Source organism: Streptomyces sp. R44, from assembly GCF_041053105.1.
Classification (GTDB): Bacteria; Actinomycetota; Actinomycetes; order Streptomycetales; family Streptomycetaceae; genus Streptomyces.
This window is the reverse complement of the sequence record NZ_CP163444.1, coordinates 7537478-7558851: the sequence shown is the minus strand read 5'-3', so window position 1 is coordinate 7558851 and position 21374 is coordinate 7537478. Positions and strand designations below refer to the sequence as shown.

The window sequence follows — 21374 nt, the reverse complement described above, 5'->3', positions numbered from 1 at the left end:
ACGCGCCCCTCAGCCGAAGGGGATCGGCGGGTAGCACTTGAAGGGCACGGCCACCTCGTACCGCCCGTTCTTCAGCCGGACGAGCGCCCCGCAGCCGAAGCTCTCCTTCTTCCCCTTGGGCTCGGCGCGGTCGCCCACGAGCGTCCCGGTGTCGGAGAAGCCGTCGGCGGCCTTCTGGAAGGACTCGACGGTGAGGTCCTTGCCGGCCTTCGCGGCGATCGAGAGGAAGAGGTCGGCACTCATGTACCCCGTCATCATGTGCATGTTGAGGGGTACGTCCTTGCCGCCGGCGGCCTTCTTGATGTCCGCCTTGAACTGCCGCATCGCCGGGCTGTCGGACTCGAAGGGCTGGAACTGCAGCAGCACGTGCACCCCGTCGAGGGCCTGCTTCGTCGCGTCCTTCGCGAGGAGCCCGGGGTCGTAGTCCGTCGGGTCGGAGATGACGCCCTTGTAGCCGGTCCGCTTGAGCGCGGTGAACAGGCCGATGTTGTACGGCGTCTGCATCACGGAGACCACGGCGTCGGGTGCGCCGCCGCCGGGGCCGGAGCGGAGGATCTCCTTGGTGTACGCGGACCAGTCGCTGGGCATCGAGGTCGCGGGCACGACGGCCTTGGCGTACGCCACCTGGAAGCCGGCGGCCTTGAAGCCCTGGGTGAAGGTACGGATGCCGAACTTGCCGGCGTCGTTGTCTCCGGCGATGAGCGCGACGGACTTGCCGCGGGCTCCGCCGAGGACGGCCACGAGCCCTTCGGGCCAGGTCTGGTTGAGGGTGCCGCCGGGCATCGGGACGAGGCAGCCGTTGAAGCCGTAGAGGTGCGCGGGCCCGCAGAACGAGGGGAGCGTGCCCCAGCCCACCGTCGGGACCTTCTGGGCGTCGAGGAAGTCGGCCCCGGCGAAGGTGACCGAGCTCATCGGGGAGACGGCGAAGACCTTGTCCTGCTGGACGAGCTTGCGGGCCGCCGCGAGGTTCCTGGCGGGGTCCTGGCCGTCGTCCTCGGCGCCCAGGTACTCGATCTTCCGTCCGTCGACCCCGCCCTCGGCGTTGGCCCGGTCGTAGCGGGCCCGTGCGCCGAGGTCGGTGTCCTTCTTGGAGTAGCCGCTGGCTGTCGTCATGGAGACGATGCCACCGACCTTGATCGTGTCGGCGGTCACTCCGCGTACGGAGGAGGGTGTACTCCCGCCGCTGGAGGCGGAGTTGCAGGCTGTGACGAGCGTCAGGGCGAAGGCGGCGGCGATGAGGCGCAACGGTCGAGGCACGGGCGATCCCTCCGTCGGGTGACCGCATTCTGTGACCGGACCGATGAACCGTCAATAACTGATGCACCGTCAATTGACGATACGTCAGGCCTTTGCCGCTCCCGCGGGGGCCGGGCGACGCGCGTAGGTGAAGAGGTGCTCCTCGGGCGCCGCGCGGTCGTCGTCCGGGTCGAAGAGCGACACCTCGTGGTGGAGCACGTCGAGGCCGCAGTCCTCCCGCTGGAGCCGGAGGTACTCCGCCACCGAGAAGCTGGAGACCCTGACCGTGCGCTCCATCCAGACGATCTCGACGTCCTCGACGTCCGCGGGCACGGTCGCCGTCACCAGGAAGCCGCCCGGCGCCAGCCAGCCGGCCATGCGCTTCAGACAGGCGGCCGCCTCCGCGCGGCTCATCATCATCAGCGGGAAGAACGCGCACACCGCGTCGAAGCCGCCGTCCGGCGCGTCGAAGACCCGTACGTCGCACCGTTCGAAGCGGGCCCCGGGCACCTGCTCGCTCGCGAGGGCGACCATCTCGCCGGAGACGTCGATGCCGGTCACCTCGCAGCCGGCGCGCACCAGGAGGTCGGCCACCGGGCGTCCCGTACCGCTGCCGACGTCGAGGACCCTGGCTCCCGCGCCCAGCCGTGCGGTGAGCCACTCGATCGCCGCCAGCTGGGCCGGCAGCCGGACGAAGGCGCGCTCGTAGTCGATCCCCAGGCCGTCGAACAGTTCGGCCGCCGACACCGGCCGCCCCTTCGTGGCGTCGTGGTCCATTCCGCATTCCTTCCGTCGCGGGGTGCGTACCCGGGGTTCGTACCACAGTCGGGCCACCCGCCCCGTGCTTTCCGGCACCACGGGGACGTCCTCACTTCCGTGACATCGTTGCGCGGTGGCCCGGCCGGGGAACGCCCGGCCCGGAGTCGAAGGGGAGGACATGCGGGACGCCGTGGCGGACGGGGCGATGGACCGGATCGAGGAGTACCGGCGGGAGCTGACCGGCTACTGCTACCGGATGCTGGGGTCGTACGCCGAGGCCGAGGACGCCGTACAGGAGACGCTGGTCCGCGCCTGGCGGAGCATCGACCGGTTCGAGGGGCGCTCGTCGCTGCGGTCCTGGGTGTACCGCATCGCCACGAACGTCTGCCTGGACGCCCTCGCCTCGGGCAGGCGACGGGCGCTGCCCATGGGCCTGGCCGGCCCCGGCGACGGCGGCACCCCGCCGGCGCCCGCGGAGGACGCCGCCCTGTGGGTGGAGCCCTGCCCGAGCGGGGATCCGGAGGCGTCCGCGACGACGGGCGAGTCGGTACGGCTCGCGTTCGTCGCCGCGCTCCAGCACCTGCCGCCCAGGCAGCGGGCCACGCTGATCCTGCGGGACGTTCTGGGCTTCTCCGCCCGTGAGGTGGCCGACCTGCACGGCTCCACCGTCGCCTCGGCCAACAGCGCCCTGCAGCGCGCCCGCACCACCCTGGCCGACCGCCGCGGAGGAACGGACGGGCAGCTCGGGCAGCCGTCCGACGGCGTCCGTCGCGTGCTGGCCGAGCGGTACGCCAGGGCTTTCTCGCGCCACGACATGGAGGAGCTGAACATGCTGCTCCACGTCGATGCCACCCTGTGCCTGCCCCCGTACGCGAAGTGGATGCGCGGGGTCCCCGACATCCAGGCGTGGCTGACGGGGCCCGCCGTCGGCTGCCGCGGCTCGCGACTGATCCCGACCACGGCGAACGGCACCCCCGCCTTCGGCCAGTACCGCCCCCGCACCGACGGACCCGGGTACACACCCTGGGCCCTGCAGGTCATCGACTTCTCCGGCGACCGGATCGCCGGCATCACGGCCTTCCGTGACACAGAGCGCCTCTTTCCGCTCTTCGGCCTGCCGGACCACGTCGGCGAGGACGCCGGGCTCGGCTGATCACGGTGCCGGACGACGCGGACTGCATCGAGCACGCCACCGATCGGCCCCTCGCCGCGCACTGGGTCTCATCCTGAACCGTCCGCCGCGGCGACCAGCAGGCCCTTCGTCTCCAGCGGCAGCTCCACCACCCGTTCCAAAGCAAGGCCCGAGCGGTGCAGCAGCGTCCGGTAGTCGTCCAAGGTGCGCTGCCGGCCGCCGTTGACCACCAGCAGGTGCAGGTCCCACAGCGCGGCCAGCGGGCCCGATCCGTCGTCCGTGACCATCCGCTCCACCACCAGCAGCCGGGCCCGCGGCGACAGTTCCGCCCGCACGCGGCGCAGCAGCCGGACGCAGTTCCCGTCGTCCCAGTCGCCGAGCACGCGGGAGAGCAGATAGACGTCGCCGCCGGCCGGGAGCGGCTCGGCGAACATGTCCCGGCCGTGCAGCTCCACCCGGTCCAGGCCCACGGTGGCCGCCAGATGGGCGCGGGCGTGCGGCAGCGTGTGGGGCAGGTCCACGAGGACGCCGCGAGCCCTAGGCGCGGCGGCCAGCACTGCGGCGAGCAGTCGGCCGCTGCCGCCGCCGACGTCCACCACCCGCTCGCGCCCCGCGAGGTCCAGGACACCGGGCACCGCGTCGAACACGGCGTGCCCGGCCTGCATCACCCGCTGGAAGCGCCCCGCCGCCTCCCGGTCGCCCGCGAGGTAGGACAGCAGCGGCTCGCCGTACGCCAGCTCGAAGCCGGACGTCCCGGTGGTCAGCGCCGACTCCGCGTGCTCCCAGGCCCGGTAGAACTCCTCCCCGTACAGCAGCGCCATGTCGCGCAGCGAGCCCGGACGGTCCCGCAGCAGCTCTCCGACCGGTGTGGTGGCCACTCTCCCGTCGCCGTCCGGCTCGAGCACCCCGAGCAGGACGAGCAGGCGCAGCAGCCGGTGGACGAGGTCCTCGCGCAGCCCCGTCGCCGCTGCGAGCGCCGTCGGGTCCCGGTGCCCCTCGGCCACCAGGTCGGGCAGCCGCAGCCGGGCGGCGACATGGACGGTCTGGGTGCGCCAGGCGCCGGTGACGAGTTCGACCGTGTCCCGGACTGCCTGGGGGTCGGTGGTCATGCGTGCTCCTCGGTGGGTATCCAGTCCCGGTCGATGTGTGGTGTCCCGATGCCCAGGGACCGCATGTGCTCGATCGGGTTGGTGTATTCGCGACTGGCCGCGATCAGGCCGTCGACCAGCTCGAAGCGGTGGAGGAAGTGGTTGCGGTAGCGGCCGGCCGGATAGCCGGGGAAGCGGATGGTGCCCTCGCCGCGGCACTCCACGAAGACCAGGCCGGGCCGGAGCGTCTCGTACACCTCGACATCGGTCCACTCCCAGTCGGGGAGCACCTGGAGCGACAGCTCGCCGTGGCGGCGCAGGTTCTCGCGGCCGCGCACCACGAGGGGCCGGCCGACGTCGGTGAAGAACAGGGCGGCCGAGCCGTCCTCGGTGTACAGCGTGTGGCGCCGCAGTCTGCTCTCCCGATCGGTGCGCAGGAAGGCGTCGACGGTGGCCCGGTCACGGGCGCGCGTGGTGTCCTCGGACGCGGACATCAGGGGCTCCCTTCTCCTTCGTGGGGGCGGTTCACGGCTGGAGGCGAACAGCCCGCCAGCCCTCGGGACCGCGCGTGTAGCGCAGCCTCTCGTGCAGTCGTCCGGTGCCGTCGGCCCAGAACTCCACCTCTTCGGGTACGAGTTCGAGCGCGAGGTACGCGGCGGGGCGCGGCCGCGGTCCGGCGGCGGCCAGCCGCGCGGCGCGGTCCCGCAGCGCGGCCACCTCCGCGAGGGAGCCCAGCGGCTCGCTCTGCCGCGAAGCCACCGTCATCGCGTGCGTGAACACCGGGCGGGCGGACCACAGGGCGTCGGCCGTCGCGTCGGGCAGCCGGCGCACCCGTCCGGCGAGGCTGATCTGCCGACTGGTCTCCCGCCAGTAGAGCAGACCCGACGCCCGTGGGTCGACGGCGAGTTCGCGCTCCTTGCGGCTGCCGCGGTGGGTGGCGAAGACCAGGCCGGTGTCCGTGATCCGGTTGACGGCCACGATCCGGCTCGACGGGCCGCCCGCCGCTGTGGCGGTGGCCAGGGCGAGGGCCCGTGGCTCGCGCACGCCCAGTTCCTCGGCCTGGACCAGCCAGCAGCGCAGCAGCGCCACCGGATCGGCGGGCGGATCGGCGTACTCGGGGAAGGGCAGCCGGACCGTTCCTGTCAGGGTCTCCGACCGGCCGGTGGTGTGCCGGGCGTGTGCGGTCGTACCGGTGCTGTCAGACATAGATCCTCCCGACCGCCACGGTGACGGCCTCGCCGCTCACCTCGACGGACTCGACGTGGTCGCCCGCGCCCTCCGCGCGGGCCAGCATCAGGGCGCTCCGGCCCAGTTCGACACCCTGGCGGATCGCGATCTCCCGGCCGTACGGCACGCGTCCGTGCCGGGCCAGATGCACGGCGAGCGGCCCGGCGGCCGAACCGGTCGCCGCGTCCTCCACCACGCCGTACGCGGGTGAGAACATCCGACTGCGCCAGCGCGTCCCGGATCCGGCGACGCAGTTCACGGCGAGGTCCTCGAAGGCCGCGAGCGCCCGGTGATCGGGCCGTAGCGCCGACAGGGCGGCGACGCTCCCGACGGCCACGAAGACGTGCCGAGGGCCGTTGCGGTAGACCTCCACGGGCAGAGTGGCGGCGGAGACCCCGACCGCCGCGAGGAGTTCGTCCGGCTGGTCGAACTCCGTCCAGTACGGCACCGGCTGGCGCATCCGCGCCGCCACCACCCGGCCCGCCCGCCGCCGCAGGACGAAGGGCACCGGGCCCATCGCGGTCTCCAGGACCAGTCGGTCGCCGCGCACGTACGGGCCGAGCGCGACGGCCGTGCCGAGCAAAGGGTGCCCGGCAAAGGGCAGCTCGTTGACCGGGGTGAAGACCCGGACCCGGGCGTCGCCGCCCTGGCGCGGTGGCAGGACGAAGGTCACCTCCGAGAGGTTCATCTCGCCGGCGATCCGCTGCATCAACGCGGTCGGGAGATCGGCGCAGTCGAAGAACACGGCCACCGGATTGCCCCGCAGGGGCTCCGCGGCGAAGGCGTCGACGACGACGTACGGACGCATCATGACCTCCTCTCAGCAGTCCGTCGGGGACGGGGCCCGTCGGGCCGGGGCGTCGCGCAGCGCATGCCGTGCGGCGCGGACGAAGATCCCCGGCCCGTCGCGGGTCAGCACCGACTCGGGATGGAACTGGAGCGTGATGAAGTGCGGGCCGCGCAGCGCGTGCACCTCGCCCGTGAACGGATCACGGCACACTTCCACCGCGCCGACGCCGTCGACCACCGTCCGGTCGGCCGTCGCGCGCGCCGCGAACGTGTTGTAGAAGCCGACCCGCTCACGGCGGCCGAACAGCTCGATCTCCTTCTGCACGCCCTGGTGCGGCACCTCCTTGCGGACGAGCGGGAGGCCGAGTTCGAGGCCGACGATCTGGTGGCTGAGGCAGATCGCCAGGAACGGCCGCCGCCCCGCGAGCAGTCCGCGCGCGGTCGCCCTCAGCCCGTCCATCCGAGGGTGCCCGGCCTCCGCCGGATCACCGGGACCCGGGCCCAGGACGACCAGGTCGTACGCCTCGGGCACGTACTCCTCGTGGTATCGATGCACCGTCACATCCAGCCCGAGTGACGTGAGCTGTCGGCCGATCATGGCGGTGAAGGCGTCCTCTGCATCGACGACCAGGACCGGGCGTCCGGCGAGTTCCGCGTCTCCGGTGCCCCGGTGCGCGCCCAGCCAGAAGCCGGACAGGTTGTCGTTGCGCCGTTCCAGGGCGGCCCGCACCTCCGGGTGTCCGCCGAACGGTCCCGGCCCGTCGCCCTCCAGCGCCGCCAGCAGCCCGGCCGCCTTCGCCCGGGTCTCGGCGGCCTCCGCGTCCGGGTCGGAGTGACGCACCACGGTCGCGCCCACCCCGATCCGCAGCCGGCCCGCCGCGTCGATCTCGGCGGTCCTGATGAGGATCGCCGAGTCCAGCGCCCGGCCGCCCCGCTCGTCCCGGCCGATCAGCGCCACGACCCCGCTGTAGTAGCCCCGGCCGGTAGCCTCGTGCCGGGCGATCACCCGGCAGGCGCTCTCCAGAGGCGAGCCGGTCACCGTCGGCGCGAACAGGGTCTCCCGCAGCACCTCGCGCACCTCCCGGTCCGTGCTGCCCTCGATCAGGTACTCGGTGTGCGCGAGCCGTGCCATCTCCTTCAGGTACGGGCCGGTCACCCGGCCGCCTCCGGGGCAGATCCGGGCCATCATCTTCAGTTCCTCGTCGACGACCATCGACAGCTCGTCGGCTTCCTTGCGGTCGGCGAGGAAGGCCATCACCCCGGGCAGCGACGGTCCTTCGGGCGGATGCCGGTAGGTGCCGCTGATCGGGTTCATCACCGCCGTGCCGTCCCGCAGGCTCACGTGCCGCTCGGGGGACGCGCCCACGAAGGTGCGGACCCCGGTGTGCACCAGGAACGTCCAGTACGCCCCCGACTCCTGTTCGAGCAGCCGACGGAAGAACGCCAGCGCGGTGTCCGGGCCGTGCTCGTCGAGCTCCGCGAGGAAGGTGCGGCGCAGTACGAAGTTGGCTCCCGCGCCCTCCCCGATCTCCTCCCGCACCACCCTGCGCACCGCCGTCGCGTACATCTCGTCGTCGAGGTCGAACCGCCCGTCGCGAAGCCCGGTCGCCGTGCGCGGCAGCCGGGCCAGCGCCTCTCGCACCGGCACCGTCGACTGCCCGGTCACGCTCAGCGCGATCAGCGGCGCCCCGTCGTCGGCGCAGCGGAAGCCGCGCTCGGTGATCTGCCGGTACGGAACGACCACCAGCGACTCGTGGTGCGCGCCCTGGCCCTCCGCGGACTCCCGCGCGGGCAGCGGCACACCGGCCAGCGAGGCGGGCAGCGACACCCGGCCGACCAGCACGTCCAGCATGTCGGGCGCGTCGGGATGTCCGGCGCCGGGGCGGTGCAGCAGGGCGTAGGCGGCGGGGCGGGGCCCGGGCCCGAGGATCGACGTCAGCGGATCGGTCATGACAGGACCTCCTCTGTGGTGACGACCACGGCGCAGCGCCCGGCGGCGTAGCGCAGGGCCGTGTCGTGGTCCTCGCGGGAGAAGTCGGCAACGGCGTCGGCGACCAGGAAGACCCGGATGTCGTGGGTGAACGCCTCCACGGCGGTCGCGAGCACCCCGACGTGCGCGTACACCCCGCACAGGACGAGCTGGTCGCGACCCGCCGCCCGCATCCGGCCGAGCAGTCCGGACCGGAAGAAGGCGCTGTAGCGGCGTTTCACCAGCACCCAGTCGCCGTCCCCCGGTGCGAGCGCCGGGACGACCTCTCGGTCCTCGGGCGTCGCGCGCATCCCCGGCCCCCAGAAGTCCTGGAGCAGACCGCGTTCCTGACGGGTCATCGAGCCGGCCTGCGCGGTGTAGGCGACCTGCACGCCCCGTGCGGCGCAGCGGGTGCGCAACAGGGCGGCCCGCGCGACGAGTTCGCGGCGCGGTCCGGCCGGGAACGGGTCGAGGAAATAGCGCTGCATGTCGTGGACGAGCAGCACCGCGCGGAGCGGATCGAGCTGCCAGCGGGCGGTGTTGGCGGGCAGCTCGTCCGCCGACGGCAGTGGATACGCGGCGATCGGGGGGATACCGGTCATGACTCCTCCTTCCAGGTCTTCCAGGCCGAGACGACGCCGAGCGCCTGCCACGGATTGAGCCGCGGATCGCAGAACGTCGTGTACCGCTCGCCGATCCGGCCGACCTGGGTCAGGTCCTCGTGGCAGGAGGCGCACTCCGTCACTTCGTCCGGCGTGGTCTCCAGGTGCAGTCCGGCCGCCACTCCCCCGGCGGACTCCACCGCCCGCCGGAACAGGGCCACCTCGCGCCGCACGGTCCCCACGACCCGGGTCTTGGTGCCGTCGGCGGTGGCTACGGTGTTGCCGTGCATCGGGTCGCACAGCCAGCTCACCGGATGACCGGCGGCCTTCGCGGCGGCGACCAGCGGCGGCAGCCGGTCCGCGACCAGGTCGGCGCCCATCCGGGCGATCAGCGTGAGCCGGCCCGGCACCCGTCCGGGGTCGAGCCTCTCGCACAGCGCGAGCAGTTCGTCGCGGTGGAGGTCCGCGTCCACCTTGCACGCCACCGGGTTGGCGACCTGCGACAGCAGCGCCACATGAGCTCCGTCCACCGCGCGGGTCCGCTTGCCGATCCACGGCCAGTGCGTGGAGCCCAGATAGAGCCGGCCCTCGTCGTCCCGCCGCAGCAGCGGCACCTCGTAGTCGAGCAGCAGCGCCTCGTGGCTCGTCCACACCGGAGGCTCCGGGCCGCGCGCCCTGGGGCGTCGGTGCCAGCCCAGGTGCTCCATGACGTCCCCGGCGGCGAGATAGCCGAGCAGCAGCCGCAGCGGGTCAGGGGTGCGGCTCTCGGCGTCCGGCTCCGGCTCGTTGACCAGATGACCGCGGTACGAGGGGAGTTCACGGCCATCGACGAGCTCGACCGGGCTGGAGCGCGGTTTGGCGTACTGGCCGGCGATCCGGCCCACCCGCAGCACCGGACGACCCGCGGCCGAGTGCAGCGCCCCGGCGAGCAGGTCGAGCACGGCGACCCGGCGCCCCACGCTGCCCGCGGTGCGCTCCTCCGGGTCCTCCGCGCAGTCGCCGGCCTGGACGACCAGCGCCCGGCCCTCGGCGACCCGGGCCAGCAGCAGTCCGAGCGCCCTCAGGTCCTCGGCCCGTACCAGCGGCGGCCGGCCCGCGAGTGCCGCGCGCACCCGACGGGCCTGCGCCGGGTCGGGCCACTCGGGCTGCTGCTCGGCGCCCCGCGCGCGCATCTCGGACAGCAGGTTCTCCGCGTGGGTGCCGGTGCGGTCGGCACGGTGGCCGGTGGTGCTCATGTCGGTATCCCCTCGCGGCGGACGGTGGGCACCGGGATGCCCAGGGCGCGCAGCTGCGCGAACGGGTTCATGAACTCGCGGCCGCGGACGATCCTGCCGCCGGACATCTCGAACGAGTGCAGGAAGTGGTTCTCGTAGAAGCCCTCGGGATAGCCGGGGAAGCGAATCCGGCCGTGGCCGTCGCACTCCACCCAGAAGTGGTTCGGGTCCTGGGTCTCGAAGACGCGGACGCCGTACCACTCCCAGTCCGGGAAGCAGCGCAGCGACCAGACGGCGTGCTCCGCGAGCCGGTCCCGGCCCCGGACGGCGATCGGGGCGCCGGTGTCGGTGGTCCACAGGCCGCCCGTGCCGTCCTCGGTGAACAGCTCGTGCCTGCGGAGCCGGGCCTCGCCCCGGGTGTTCATGTACGTCTCGACGGTGGCGCGGTTGCGCCGCCGCAGCTCGGTCGTGTCGTCAGCGGAACCCCGTCGGGGTGCGGTGCCTGACATGCGGGTCTCCAGTGGTGTGGTGGACGACGTCTGTGCGTCCACCCTCCGCGTCCCGGTGGCCCGGACACCCGGGTCGGCAGTCGGGGCCCCGGCCCAAGGTCTGTCCGGTGCCCCGCTCCCAGGCCGCGCCGGGACGTCCTCGGGCCACCCGCCTCATGCGCCCGGACCACCGGGCGTATGAGACTCGACCCTCACGACCGGAGAGCCACGAGCGCTTGAGGAGGGGCGATGGGGCCGGGAACGGGAGGACGAGCCGGAAGCGGAAGACGGACCGGAAGGCGGACCTCCGCCACGTCACTCGTGGGGCCGCGGAGGAGACCCGTCCGTGCCGAGACCTGCGTTGCGGGCCCGGACGATCGCCTGCGCCCGGTCGTTGACCTGGAGCTTCGCGAAGATGTTGGTGACGTGGTTGCGGACGGTCTTGTCCGAGATCGTCAGCCGACGGGCGATCTGCCGGTAGTCGAGACCGCCGGCGAGCAGGTCCAGGACCTCCAGCTCGCGCGGCGTCAGGTCCGGGAACACCTCCCGGCCCGGCGCGGCGGCCAGTGCGTCGAAGAAGGACTGCAGCCGCTCGGCGATCCGCGGCCCGAACACCGCGCCGCCGCGCGCCACCGTGCGGATCGCGCCGATGATCTCCTCGCGCCCCGCGCCCTTGACCAGGTAGCCGCTCGCCCCCGCCCGTACCGCCGCGAGCAGGTTGTCGTCATCCTCGGACATGCTCAGCACGAGGACCCGCGTCTCGGGGCTGTCGCCGATCAGCCGCCGGGCCACTTCGATGCCCGAGGCATCCGGCAGGCCCAGGTCGAGCACCACCACCTGCGGCACGGTCCGCGCGTTCAGCGCCACGGCCTCCGCTGCCGACGAGGCCTCGCCCACCACCCGGAACCCGTCCTCCGGCAACAGCGCGCCGCGCAGTCCGTCCAGGAACATCGGGTGGTCGTCCACGAGGAGCACCGTGACCGCCGCCCCGTCGGATTCCCGCGAGCCCCGGGAGTCTTCATCCGTCATATCGATTACTATAGGTATGCATATGAACACATGGAGTGAGAACGCGCCGTCGCCCCCGACGGGTTCCCACCGGGCGGCGGACGAGCGGCAGCTGGCCGCCGCCGCCCTGTGCGCTGCCGTCACCCTCGCCCTCAGCGGACTGTGGGTCTCCTACCTGCTCCTCAACCTGGGCGCGCCCGGCGAGCCGAACAGCGCCCAGAGCCTGCGGGTCCTCGCGTACGGCCTGCCCGCCGTGGCCGCCGGCGTCCTCGTCCACGCGCACTGGCCCGGCCGCCCCTTCGGCTGGGTGATGATCGCCTACGGCATGGCGGCGGTCGTGCCCGCCGTCGTGGCCGCCCCCATGTGGCTGGAGAACCCCTCCGCGCCGCTCCTCACCACCTGCCTGGTCGTCGACGCGGTCGGCAACTGGGTGCGGATCACCATCTGGTACTCCCTCCCTCTGTGGTTCCCGGACGGCCGTCTCACCCGCCGCTGGCGCTGGTACATGGCCGGCCTCGCTCTGTGGGTGCTGCCGCAGGTGTTCGTGAACACGGCCCAGCCCCAGCGGTACGACGCACCGAACCCCCTGGCCACCGGCTGGGTCGCCCATACGTCGGCCTTCCTCGACGAGCACCTCTCCCAGGCCCAGGAGGTCAGCCACTTCGTCCTGATCGCCCTCGCCAGCGGCGTCATGCTCTGGCGGGGGCTGCGCACCCCCTCCGGGCGGACCCGCCGGATCCTGCTGCTGCTCCTCGGCACCTACCTCGTCTGGGCGACCGCCCGCAGCCTCGAGCACCACTTCGGCGACCAATGGCGCTGGCCCACCCACTGGCTGGTGGTCGGCACCTCCTTGCTGTGGTCGTTCTCCGTCGCGTATGTCGTCGTCCGCACCGGCTCCTGGCGACTCAGCCGCTCCGGCCGCCGCATCCTCGCCGGACTCCTCATCGTCACTCTGCTCACCGCCGTCGACATCGGCCTCGTCGCCGCCCTCCTCGACGGCCTCACCCCCAGTCGTACCGCTGACGCCCTCATCCTCATCGCCCTCGCCTTCCTCATGGGCGCCGCCCTGCGGCCCGCCGTCGCCCGGGCGGTCGACGTGATCGACCGGCTCTACTACGGCGACCGCGCCCATCCCTACCAGGTGCTGCACACCCTCGCCGAACGCATCAGCCACGCCGGAAGCTCCCAGGACATCCCCGCCACCCTCTGCGCCACCGTCGTCGAGACCCTGCGCCTGCCGGCGGCCGCCCTCGCCGTGCACACCCGCGCGGGTACGCGGACCCTGGCCCGGGTGGGCGACCTGGGCGAACACCCGCACCACTTCGAGATGCTCCATCACGGCACCGTCGTCGGCCGGCTCTCCGTCGGCCTGCGCGCCGGCGAACAGCGGCTCGACGAGCAGGACGCCCTCATCCTCTCCTCGCTCGCCAGCCAGGCCGCGCCCGCCGTCGCCTCGCTGCGGCTCCAGGAGGACCTGCGCAGCAGCCGGGAACAGATCGTCACGGCCCGCGAGGAGGAACGGCGCCGACTGCGCCGGGACATCCATGACGGCCTCGGTCCGGCCCTCGCCGGGCTCCGACTGCGGACCGAGAACGCGACCGCCCGCCTCCCCGCCGACGATCCCCTGCGCGAGGACCTGCGCACGGTCTCGGACGACCTCGGCATGGCCATCAAGGAGGTACGGCGGATCACCGACCGGCTCGGCCCCGCCCGCTTGGGCGAACTCGGCCTCGACGGAGCACTCCGTCAGCTCGTCGCCACCTTCGACGGCGTCCGGCCCGCCGTCCTCGCGAGCCTCGAGCCCTCCCCGCTGCCCCCGCTCCCCGCCGCCGTCGAGGTGGCCGCCTACCGGATCGCGGCCGAGGCCCTCACCAACGTGGTCCGGCACGCCCGCGCCACCCGCGCCGAGGTGCGGGTCCGGGTCGACCGGGACGCCCTCACCCTCGTGGTGGAGGACGACGGGACCGGGACCGCCGGCCGGACCGACGGCCACTGCGTCGGACTGCGGTCGATGGCCGAGCGGGCCGCCGAGATCGGCGGCCGGTGCGCCATCGAGTCCCCGGTCCTGCGGGGCCGCGGCACCCGTGTCCGCGCGGTGCTGCCGCGCTCGACCGCGGCGGTGGAACCGCCGGCGGTGGCCGCACCGGCTGAGACCGCGTGACGCGGACCGCGCGGCGGAGACCGGCCCCGCACGTCCGGCGGAGACCGGCCGCGCACAGGGAGCGGCGCCCGCTGCCAGGGAGGCGGCGGACGCCGGTGAGGAGGGACCGGTGGTCTTACGGGTCACACTCGGGGCAGTCACGGTCCTGGCGGGACGTGGGCGGCGCCGGGCAGCACTCCGGGCAGGGGCAGCGCGGCTCGTGCGGGCCGGATCCCTTGCCGGTGGCTCCCGAGGAGGCGCGCGACCTCTTCGAACCGAAGAGGACGGCGCTCACGAGGGCCGTGAGGCCGAGCGCCGACCCGATGATCTTGCGCTTCATTCTCTGCTCACTTCCTGCAGTCCGTCCGCAGGCGCGGACGTCCGTCCCATCGTGACCTCGGACCTGTCCCGGGCACATGAGGCCCGTGACCCACCCCGACCCCTCCGGCTCCGTCCTTCACAGGACGGGCGCGCGCCGGGTGAGTGCCGGCAGATCGGCCGGGCTCTTCGCGCGGACCGGCGGAGGGACCGGGCGGCGCACCGCCGGCCCGAATTCCTCGCGCCACAGCTCGAACATCACCAGGGCCCAGATCGTCCCCACCAGCCGCTCCGACGGCCGGGCCAACTGGGCGGCGAACAGCTTCTCCACCGAACGTCGGCTCAACAGCCCGGAGATCCGCAGCCGGGACGGCGACAGCGTCTCGCGGACGAAGTCCATCAGCTCACTGCCCGGTGCCAGGAGTCCGGACAGCGCCCCGGCAGCCGCCGTCGGCGCGGGTCCCGCGGCGTACGGCGCGGCGGCCGTCCACAACCGGCGCGCGGGCCACGGCAACAGGCCGCTCACGGCGTGCCCGCCGGCCAGGTGCGCCGTGCGGCGCAGCCCGCGTACCGGAAGCAGCTCGTCCAGCTCGAACGCGGTCAGCGCGGCGCGCCGCGAACGGCGCTCCGCCTCGGCACCGAGCCGCGCCGCCAGACCGTGGGCCGCGTCGCCCCGGTCGTCGAGAAACGCCCGGTAGTCACGGGTGTAGAGCTTGGCCCGGTGCGCGGCGGGGACCGGGGCGAGCCGGTCGGCGTAGCAGGAGAGCCAGTCCTGCGGGCCCTCGCCGAGAGCGGCCTCCACCCGCCGCCTTCCGGCGACGACCTCCTCGGCGGCGTCCGAGGCGAGCACCGTCCCGATTCCCCGCCGCCGGGCGGCGGCGTACAGCGCGGAGACGAGCAACGCGCCCGGATCGGCCTCGGGCTGCCCGAGCCGCCAGACGAGCTCGGGCAGCAGCGCCGGCAGGTCGCGCACCCAGCGTCGGTCCAGCGGCAGCAGGGCGTCCGACCCCGCCTCGCCCGGCGCGGGGCCGGCGGAGGGCAGGTCCGGCCCGGTCAGTTCCCGCAGCAGCGTGGTACCCGGGCCCGGCAGGTCGAGCAGGGCGTCCGCCGGCGTTCCGCCGCGCGATCGCCGGGCCCGCTCCAGTTGCAGCTCGCGCCCCGCGGTGCCGGGCGCCGGCACCGTCGCGCCCACGGCCGGATCACGGCGGATCAGGCGCAGCCCGATCCCCCGCTCGTACACGGCGGTCGTCCCCGGCGGCAGCATCCGTACGCCGTCGAACAGGGTGCGCCCGTCGAGCGCGGCGCCGGTCGTCAGATACGCGTCGAGGCCCGGCTGCCACAGCGCGGGCCGGGACGGGAGCAGGGCGAGCAGCGCCGGGAGATCGGAGGCGAAGGAGAACACCTGACGGACCCGGTCCCAGTGGTGGTAGATCGGGATCGAGCCGGCGTCGTCGGTCGCGAGCACCAGGCGCTGTGCGCCGCGGGTGTCGGCGACGGCCACGGCGTATCGGCCCCGCAGCAACCCCGTGCACTCGGGGCCCTCCGTCTGGAACGCGGCGCGCACCAACGTCGCCGGGGCCCGTTCGGCAACCCCCCGCCCGCCCGCCTCGATCCGGGACAGCAGCGGCAGCCGTACGTCGAGGCGGCCGGTGAGCACGGCAGCCACGCCGCCGTCGGCGTCTGCCGCTGCGCCCGCGAGCGCCCAGCCGGTACCGTGCTGCACACGGACGCCGCCGCCGTCGCGGCCCGCGGCCTCCCGCAGGACGTACGGCGCGATGTCGGTACCGAACTGGCCCAGGATCCGTGACATGGTGATCACGACCTTCCGTAGCGGTCTGACTCGGCCTCCACGCTCCGGCTCCCGCCGTCCCGTCCACACGGGCCCCCCGTCCGGTTCCACTCCCGGCCGGTTCCCAGAACCCGTCGCGCGGCCGACCGGTCTTCGGCATCCTCGTGGCCTGAAGTACGCTCCCGGCGGGGTGATCCGGAGTGACGAGTGCGCACGAGCAACTCCCGCGCGCGGTCCCGCCCCGCTCCCTCCGCGGGGGCGCCGACGTCCGGGTCGGCGAGCACGGTGACGGCCGGCAGAATGCGCTCGGCGAGTCCGCAGGGGCCGTGGAGGACGGTGGGGCGGGTGCGGGCCTGTGACGGCGTCACGGCGGCCGCGTCCCGGGCCGTCGTCAACGGCTCCGGGTCGAACGCGGCGGTCGGGTCGTGCCGCAACCGACGGGCGCAGTCCGCTACGGCGGCCAGGGCATCGGCCAGCGCGTCACGATGCGCCCCCATCGGCGGATCGGAAGAGCGTCCGCCGGCTCAGGTCACCCGATGGTCACCTTGGTCGTCCTTCGCCATCTGGCGTCGTTCCTGTTCCCGCTTGGAATAGGCGGCGGCCCGGATGGCCTCATCGCTCTCCAAGCCGGAGCCCAGCGCGCCGCCCACTGTCGCAGTCGAAGCGACGAACCATGACAACGTCCAGTAGTCCGTTGCGTCCAGCGGTTCTCGTGTCATGGACGTGAACACCTGGTCGTTGAGGATGAACAGCGCCCACACGACGTTGATGAGCAGCAGACCCACGTAGCAGACGAGTACCCCGATGCCTACGGTCAGGACCGTCGACGTGTTGTAGAGCCTCGCCCTCTGCCTCGCCTCCGGCGAGCCCTCTGCTGAGCGATGCCACAGTTCCGCGTCCACGATCAGCCAGCCGATCATGAGCGCGACAGAGCCGACCATGGCGATCACGAGGCGCGGTGCGCTCAGGGATTCGGCGAGACTCCAGACGGTGGAGTTGACGGTGGCTACCGCTCCTGTGGCGAGCGCGGCCGCCAAGGCTTTGGACAGCCCCGGCACCAAGCGCCAAGGCCGGTTGGCGCGGACCATACCGGCGAGCACCCGCAGGTGACCGCGTGGCCCGCTGACGACGTACCGCAGATCGGCGGTCCCCTCCTCACCGACCTGGTCCGGATGAACGGGTGTGAGACGAGCGGCAAGCGGTCTCGGACGCCGTTGACTTCGCGGTCGCCCCTCGGCATCGGTGTCCTGCAGCCCAGCCAAGCCCAGCACGGCTTCTTCCACAGCCCGCCGGGCCCTCGCCTGCAGGCGCAAACCACCCAGAGAAGGAAGCGAGAGCAGCGCCAACCCGTCTTCGTGACTGAGGTCCACGACGAGCCTGCGCCCGTGTGAGTGCAGCGGAAGGTCGGTGAGAGCCACGACGATGTCCCAGTCCTCCGCGCTTCCGCGGTCCTTGATCCGGCGCATCAAGGTGTGCGGATCCTCGGTCCCCGCGGTGAAGGGCTCACTGACCACCTTGACGTCGAACCGCCGCCCCTGGCCCGCCTTGTCGGCGAGCCGACCGGAAAGGGCCCGGGCCATGCGATGCGCGATGTCCGTCGGCGCGTCCGGATCCGCCAGAAGGGCCACGACCGTGACGTCCTGAGACGACCTTTGCATGACCCGATCCTTCTCGTCGGCTGCCTCCACGATCGCAGGTGCCCACAGGATGCCTTCACGGCGACATCGACACTCCGCGCGACACGCTGGCCCCCATCAGCGGCCGGCAGGGCGGTCACCGTCACGAAGCACCACGGCATGCTCCCCCGGGCCGTCGGGCTGACACCGCCGGCCGCCTGAAGACGGGACCGACCAGGGCAAACGCGGGCCATTCGATAAAGTCGCCCCATGCATGACACCCCCCACGATCCGTTCGTTCGCGTCCGAGGTGCCCGCGAGCACAACCTCGCCGGGGTCGACGTCGACATCCCGCGCGACGCGCTCGTCGTGTTCACCGGGGTCTCCGGCTCCGGCAAGTCGTCGCTGGCCTTCGGGACGATCTACGCCGAGGCCCAGCGCCGCTACTTCGAGTCGGTGGCCCCGTACGCGCGGCGGCTGATCCACCAGGTGGGGGCGCCCGCGGTCGGTGAGATCACCGGGCTGCCGCCGGCGGTCTCCCTGGAGCAGCGCCGGTCCTCGCCGAACGCCCGCTCCTCCGTCGGTACGGTGACCACGCTGTCCAACTCGCTGCGGATGCTGTTCTCGCGGGCCGGGGACTATCCGGAGGGGGCGGAGCGGCTCGACTCCGACGCCTTCTCCCCCAACACCGCGGCGGGCGCGTGCCCTGCGTGTCACGGCCTCGGGCTGATCCACGACACCAGCGAGGAACTCCTCGTACCGGACGCCGATCTGTCGATCCGTCAGGGGGCCATCGCGGCCTGGCCCGGTGCCTGGCAGGGGAAGAATCTGCGGGACGTCCTCGACACCCTCGGGTACGACGTCTACCGGCCGTGGCGGGAGCTCGACGCGAAGGACCGGGAGTGGATCCTCTTCACGGACGAGCAGCCGGTCGTCACCGTGCACCCGGTGCGGGAGGCCGACCGCATCCAACGTCCGTACCAGGGCACGTACATGAGCGCGCGCCGCTATGTGCTGCGGACGTTCTCCGACTCGAAGAGCCCGACCCTGCGCGCGAAGGCGGAGCGCTTCCTCACCAGCTCGCCCTGTCCGGCCTGCGGCGGCGGCCGGCTGCGGCCCGAGGCGCTCTCGGTCACCTTCGCCGGCCGGAACGTCGCCGAGCTGGCCGCCCTGCCGCTCACCGCCCTCTCGGGTCTCCTCTCGACGGTCGCGGCGACGGCCCCGGACACCTCGGCGACGGCGCGGGTCCTCACCGAGGACCTGGTCGCCCGCATCGGCACGGTCACCGAACTCGGCCTCGGTTACCTCAGCCTGGACCGCGCCACCCCCACGCTGTCCAACGGCGAGCTCCAGCGGCTGCGGCTCGCCACGCAGCTGCGTTCCGGTCTCTTCGGTGTGGTGTACGTCCTCGACGAGCCCTCCGCCGGGCTGCACCCGGCCGACACCGAGGCCCTGCTGGTGGTCCTCGACCGGCTGAAGGCCGCCGGGAACTCGGTCTTCGTCGTCGAGCACCATCTCGACGTCGTCCGGCACGCCGACTGGCTCGTGGACGTCGGCCCGCGCGCCGGCGTGCACGGCGGGCGGGTGCTGCACAGCGGCCCGCCCGAGGAACTGGCCGGCGTCGAGGCGTCCGCGACCCGGCGGTTCCTCTTCGACCGGGCGCCCGCGCCCTCGCGGACGGTGCGGGAACCGGCCGACTGGTTGCGGCCGGGGCCCGTGACCCTGCACAACCTGCGGGCGGTGGACGCGGCGTTCCCGGTCGGCGTCCTCACGGCCGTGACGGGCGTGTCCGGCTCCGGGAAGTCGACGCTCGTCAGCGCGCTGACCGAGGAAGTCCCGGGCGTCGGGCGGCTGGTGACGGTCGATCAGCGTCCGATCGGCCGTACCCCGCGCTCCAACCTCGCCACGTACACCGGGCTCTTCGACGTCGTGCGCAAGCTCTTCACGGAGACCGAGGAGGCCAGGGCACGCGGGTACAAGGCGGGCCGCTTCTCCTTCAACGTGCCCGGAGGCCGCTGCGAGACCTGTCAGGGAGAGGGCTTCGTCTCCGTGGAGCTGCTCTTCCTGCCCAGTACGTACGCGCCCTGCCCCGACTGCCACGGCGCCCGCTACCACCCCGAGACCCTCCAGGTCCGGCTGCGCGGCCTCACGATCGCCGAGGTCCTCGATCTGACGGTCGAGTCCGCCGCCGCCTTCTTCGACGACACCCCCGCGGCGGCCCGGAGCCTGGGCGCCCTCCTCGACGTCGGCCTCGGCTATCTCCGGCTCGGGCAGCCCGCCACCGAGCTGTCCGGCGGCGAGGCGCAGCGCATCAAGCTCGCCTCGGAGCTCCAGCGGCCGCGCGGCGCCCATACCCTCTACGTCCTGGACGAGCCGACGACGGGCCTGCACCCGGCCGATGTGGAGGTCCTGATGCGCCAGCTGCACGGTCTCGTGGACGCCGGTCACTCGGTGGTCGTCGTCGAGCACGACATGGACGTCGTCGCCACCGCCGACTGGGTCCTCGACCTCGGTCCCGGCGGCGGCGACCAGGGCGGCCGTGTGGTGGCGGCGGGTCCCCCGGACCGGGTGGCGCGGGCGGCGGACAGCCGCACCGCGCCGTATCTGGCCCGGGCCCTCGGGTTCGGCGAGCGGCGCTGAACCCGCCCCCCGGGGGGATCAGGCGCTGAACCCTGCCCGCGGGATCAGGCCGCCGTGTCGAAGGTGTAGTGGCGGGTGTGGTCCAGCATGTCCGCCGGGGTCACGTCGTTCCACGGGCGCATGGTGTCGCGGAGGTCGACGACGTTCGGGGTTCCGGCGGCCGGCAGGTACGTCGACCGGGGGTGGCGGGCCTGCCAGTCGGCCCACAGCTTGTCCACGAAGGCGTGGTGCAGCCAGAACACGGGGTCGTTCGGGGAGACTCCGGTGGCCATCTGGCCGCCGACCCAGACGTGGACGCGGTTGTGGAGGTTCACCCCGCGCCAGCCCTCCAGGTGGTTGCGGAAGCCGTCCGAGGAGCTGTTCCAGGGGGCCGTGTCGTACGTCTCGATGGCGAGGACGGAGTCCACCTCGGCCCGCGTGGGCAGCTGGCGGCCGCCGGCGCCGAGGTCGCGCCGCAGGTAGTCCCGCCCGTCGACGCGGACGTTGATCGTCCAGCGGTTCCCGGTGCGGGCGAACGGGCCGTCCGACACCTGGCCGTCGCGGGCGCGGCCGGTGCCGCCGAGGAAGTCGGGCGCCCAGAGGGAGGAGCGGGAGGTGCGGTCGGCCGTCCAGTCCCAGTACGGGAGGGTGACGGTCGCGTCGACGGACTTCAGCGCCTCCTCGAACTGTATGAGGAAGCGCCGGTGCCAGGGCAGGAACGAGGGCGAGCGGTGGCCGACCCGGTCGCCGCTGTCGGTGTCGCCCATGATGAAGGCGTTGTGCGTGGTGACGAAGGTGTCGTACCGCCCGGAGCGCTTGAGCTCCAGGAGGGCGTCGACGAAGCGCCGCTTCTCGTCGGCGGTGAGGGTGGCCTGGTTCTTGCGTACGGTCATGGTGGTGCTGCTCCTGGCTCGGATCAGGTGAGGGTGAGGGGTACGAGCGGGGCGCCCTGGAGCTCCCGGACGGCCGCGCGGGCCACCGCCCTGGGCGTGGCGACGGGCTCGTAGTGGTTGATCACGCTGATCCAGGTGCCGTCGGCGTTCCGCATGACGTGCAGTTCCTCGCCGTCGATCGTCACGGAGTAGCCACCCCCGTGGTGTCCCCCGTGGTGGCCGCCGTGAGAGGGCCCGCCCTGGATGCGGCGGCCCTGGTAGACCTCGTCGAACGAGTCCGGGGCGGGCGCGGGAGCGGCGGCCCCCGGTGCGGCGGCGGCCGGGCCGGCCAGGGCGAGGCCCGCGGCGGCGCCTGCCGCGCCGGCCGCGACGCCGAGAGCCCGGCGGCGGGTGATGCTGGACATGAGTTCCCCCAATGGTCGGTGCGACCGGGGGGTTCGGTCAGGTGCCCCCCGGCGGCCTTCATCAGTACCCGGGGGTGTCGGCG

General features: G+C 73.2%; 19 protein-coding genes and 1 pseudogene. 3 read left to right on the top strand and 17 right to left on the bottom strand.

Annotated elements, in window-relative coordinates:
- Positions 1-9: 9 nt before the first annotated feature.
- Together AB5J54_RS35105 and AB5J54_RS35100 are read right to left on the bottom strand one after the other, a co-directional pair.
- On the bottom strand, positions 10-1257 hold the full coding sequence (locus AB5J54_RS35105; protein ID WP_369147963.1) for an ABC transporter substrate-binding protein: 1248 nt from the start codon (positions 1255-1257) through the stop codon (positions 10-12).
- 84 nt (positions 1258-1341) lie between these two features.
- Positions 1342-2013, bottom strand: a complete 672-nt coding sequence (locus AB5J54_RS35100; RefSeq protein WP_369147962.1) for a class I SAM-dependent methyltransferase — start codon at positions 2011-2013, stop codon at positions 1342-1344.
- Between the two features lie 160 nt (positions 2014-2173).
- Here AB5J54_RS35100 and AB5J54_RS35095 point away from each other — a divergent pair, with 160 nt between their 5' ends.
- Positions 2174-3148, top strand: coding sequence for a sigma-70 family RNA polymerase sigma factor (locus AB5J54_RS35095; RefSeq protein WP_369147961.1), 975 nt, complete (start codon positions 2174-2176; stop codon positions 3146-3148).
- A gap of 68 nt (positions 3149-3216) precedes the next feature.
- On the opposite strand, the gene AB5J54_RS35090 is transcribed toward AB5J54_RS35095, so the two are convergent.
- From AB5J54_RS35090 to AB5J54_RS35050, 9 genes are all read right to left on the bottom strand, one after another.
- A complete protein-coding gene (locus AB5J54_RS35090) occupies positions 3217-4236 on the bottom strand; it encodes a methyltransferase (protein ID WP_369147960.1) in 1020 nt (339 codons plus the stop codon).
- The gene (locus tag AB5J54_RS35085) at positions 4233-4709 is read right to left on the bottom strand and encodes a PhzA/PhzB family protein (protein WP_369147959.1); all 477 of its coding nucleotides are present in this window, start codon (positions 4707-4709) and stop codon (positions 4233-4235) included. The genes AB5J54_RS35090 and AB5J54_RS35085 overlap by 4 nt, the downstream gene beginning before the upstream one ends.
- A gap of 31 nt (positions 4710-4740) precedes the next feature.
- Positions 4741-5421: a phenazine biosynthesis FMN-dependent oxidase PhzG gene (gene phzG, locus AB5J54_RS35080; RefSeq protein ID WP_369147958.1), complete on the bottom strand. Its 681-nt coding sequence runs from the start codon at positions 5419-5421 to the stop codon at positions 4741-4743.
- Positions 5414-6253, bottom strand: coding sequence for a PhzF family phenazine biosynthesis protein (locus AB5J54_RS35075; RefSeq protein WP_369147957.1), 840 nt, complete (start codon positions 6251-6253; stop codon positions 5414-5416). The genes phzG and AB5J54_RS35075 overlap by 8 nt, the downstream gene beginning before the upstream one ends.
- Before the next feature lie 9 nt (positions 6254-6262).
- Positions 6263-8182, bottom strand: coding sequence for an anthranilate synthase family protein (locus tag AB5J54_RS35070; protein WP_369147956.1), 1920 nt, complete (start codon positions 8180-8182; stop codon positions 6263-6265).
- Positions 8179-8802: an isochorismatase family protein gene (locus AB5J54_RS35065; RefSeq protein WP_369147955.1), complete on the bottom strand. Its 624-nt coding sequence runs from the start codon at positions 8800-8802 to the stop codon at positions 8179-8181. Before AB5J54_RS35065 ends, AB5J54_RS35070 begins: the two co-directional genes overlap by 4 nt.
- Entirely contained in the window at positions 8799-10037 is a 1239-nt protein-coding gene (locus tag AB5J54_RS35060; RefSeq protein WP_369147953.1) for a 3-deoxy-7-phosphoheptulonate synthase, read from the bottom strand. Before AB5J54_RS35060 ends, AB5J54_RS35065 begins: the two co-directional genes overlap by 4 nt.
- Positions 10034-10525: a PhzA/PhzB family protein gene (locus AB5J54_RS35055; protein WP_369147952.1), complete on the bottom strand. Its 492-nt coding sequence runs from the start codon at positions 10523-10525 to the stop codon at positions 10034-10036. Before AB5J54_RS35055 ends, AB5J54_RS35060 begins: the two co-directional genes overlap by 4 nt.
- A gap of 294 nt (positions 10526-10819) precedes the next feature.
- On the bottom strand, positions 10820-11533 hold the full coding sequence (locus AB5J54_RS35050) for a response regulator (RefSeq protein WP_369147951.1): 714 nt from the start codon (positions 11531-11533) through the stop codon (positions 10820-10822).
- 22 nt (positions 11534-11555) lie between these two features.
- On the opposite strand from AB5J54_RS35050, the gene AB5J54_RS35045 reads away from it, so the two are divergent.
- Positions 11556-13673 carry a sensor histidine kinase gene (locus tag AB5J54_RS35045; RefSeq protein ID WP_369147950.1) on the top strand — a complete coding sequence of 706 codons (2118 nt, stop codon included), beginning with the start codon at positions 11556-11558 and terminating at the stop codon, positions 13671-13673.
- A gap of 115 nt (positions 13674-13788) precedes the next feature.
- Here the strand turns inward: AB5J54_RS35045 and AB5J54_RS35040 are convergent, their stop codons facing one another.
- From AB5J54_RS35040 to AB5J54_RS35025, 4 genes and pseudogenes are all read right to left on the bottom strand, one after another.
- A complete protein-coding gene (locus AB5J54_RS35040) occupies positions 13789-13992 on the bottom strand; it encodes a hypothetical protein (protein WP_369147949.1) in 204 nt (67 codons plus the stop codon).
- Between the two features lie 117 nt (positions 13993-14109).
- Positions 14110-15780: an asparagine synthase-related protein gene (locus AB5J54_RS35035; RefSeq protein WP_369147948.1), complete on the bottom strand. Its 1671-nt coding sequence runs from the start codon at positions 15778-15780 to the stop codon at positions 14110-14112.
- A 194-nt stretch (positions 15781-15974) separates the two neighbouring features.
- Positions 15975-16267: pseudogene (locus AB5J54_RS35030) on the bottom strand (FUSC family protein); the annotation flags it as partial.
- 16 nt (positions 16268-16283) lie between these two features.
- On the bottom strand, positions 16284-17447 hold the full coding sequence (locus tag AB5J54_RS35025; RefSeq protein WP_369147947.1) for a hypothetical protein: 1164 nt from the start codon (positions 17445-17447) through the stop codon (positions 16284-16286).
- A 198-nt stretch (positions 17448-17645) separates the two neighbouring features.
- Here AB5J54_RS35025 and AB5J54_RS35020 point away from each other — a divergent pair, with 198 nt between their 5' ends.
- Positions 17646-20015 (top strand): ATP-binding cassette domain-containing protein, encoded by a 2370-nt coding sequence (locus AB5J54_RS35020; protein WP_369147946.1) that lies wholly within the window; start codon positions 17646-17648, stop codon positions 20013-20015.
- Positions 20016-20059: 44 nt separating this feature from the next.
- Here the strand turns inward: AB5J54_RS35020 and AB5J54_RS35015 are convergent, their stop codons facing one another.
- Together AB5J54_RS35015 and AB5J54_RS35010 are read right to left on the bottom strand one after the other, a co-directional pair.
- Positions 20060-20887, bottom strand: coding sequence for a tyrosinase family protein (locus AB5J54_RS35015; RefSeq protein ID WP_369147945.1), 828 nt, complete (start codon positions 20885-20887; stop codon positions 20060-20062).
- A gap of 23 nt (positions 20888-20910) precedes the next feature.
- Positions 20911-21291, bottom strand: coding sequence for a tyrosinase cofactor (locus tag AB5J54_RS35010; RefSeq protein WP_369147944.1), 381 nt, complete (start codon positions 21289-21291; stop codon positions 20911-20913).
- Positions 21292-21374 lie beyond the last annotated feature (83 nt).

Excerpts from the sequence above, each read along its gene's own strand:
- AB5J54_RS35100 (WP_369147962.1), bottom strand. The coding sequence starts at position 2,013 with ATGGACCACGACGCCACGAAGGGGCGGCCGGTGTCGGCGGCCGAACTG.
- AB5J54_RS35095 (WP_369147961.1), top strand. The coding sequence starts at position 2,174 with ATGCGGGACGCCGTGGCGGACGGGGCGATGGACCGGATCGAGGAGTAC.
- AB5J54_RS35090 (WP_369147960.1), bottom strand. The coding sequence starts at position 4,236 with ATGACCACCGACCCCCAGGCAGTCCGGGACACGGTCGAACTCGTCACC.
- AB5J54_RS35085 (WP_369147959.1), bottom strand. The coding sequence starts at position 4,709 with ATGTCCGCGTCCGAGGACACCACGCGCGCCCGTGACCGGGCCACCGTC.
- phzG (WP_369147958.1), bottom strand. The coding sequence starts at position 5,421 with ATGTCTGACAGCACCGGTACGACCGCACACGCCCGGCACACCACCGGC.
- AB5J54_RS35075 (WP_369147957.1), bottom strand. The coding sequence starts at position 6,253 with ATGATGCGTCCGTACGTCGTCGTCGACGCCTTCGCCGCGGAGCCCCTG.
- AB5J54_RS35070 (WP_369147956.1), bottom strand. The coding sequence starts at position 8,182 with ATGACCGATCCGCTGACGTCGATCCTCGGGCCCGGGCCCCGCCCCGCC.
- AB5J54_RS35065 (WP_369147955.1), bottom strand. The coding sequence starts at position 8,802 with ATGACCGGTATCCCCCCGATCGCCGCGTATCCACTGCCGTCGGCGGAC.
- AB5J54_RS35060 (WP_369147953.1), bottom strand. The coding sequence starts at position 10,037 with ATGAGCACCACCGGCCACCGTGCCGACCGCACCGGCACCCACGCGGAG.
- AB5J54_RS35055 (WP_369147952.1), bottom strand. The coding sequence starts at position 10,525 with ATGTCAGGCACCGCACCCCGACGGGGTTCCGCTGACGACACGACCGAG.
- AB5J54_RS35050 (WP_369147951.1), bottom strand. The coding sequence starts at position 11,533 with ATGACGGATGAAGACTCCCGGGGCTCGCGGGAATCCGACGGGGCGGCG.
- AB5J54_RS35045 (WP_369147950.1), top strand. The coding sequence starts at position 11,556 with ATGAACACATGGAGTGAGAACGCGCCGTCGCCCCCGACGGGTTCCCAC.
- AB5J54_RS35040 (WP_369147949.1), bottom strand. The coding sequence starts at position 13,992 with ATGAAGCGCAAGATCATCGGGTCGGCGCTCGGCCTCACGGCCCTCGTG.
- AB5J54_RS35035 (WP_369147948.1), bottom strand. The coding sequence starts at position 15,780 with ATGTCACGGATCCTGGGCCAGTTCGGTACCGACATCGCGCCGTACGTC.
- AB5J54_RS35020 (WP_369147946.1), top strand. The coding sequence starts at position 17,646 with ATGCATGACACCCCCCACGATCCGTTCGTTCGCGTCCGAGGTGCCCGC.
- AB5J54_RS35015 (WP_369147945.1), bottom strand. The coding sequence starts at position 20,887 with ATGACCGTACGCAAGAACCAGGCCACCCTCACCGCCGACGAGAAGCGG.
- AB5J54_RS35010 (WP_369147944.1), bottom strand. The coding sequence starts at position 21,291 with ATGTCCAGCATCACCCGCCGCCGGGCTCTCGGCGTCGCGGCCGGCGCG.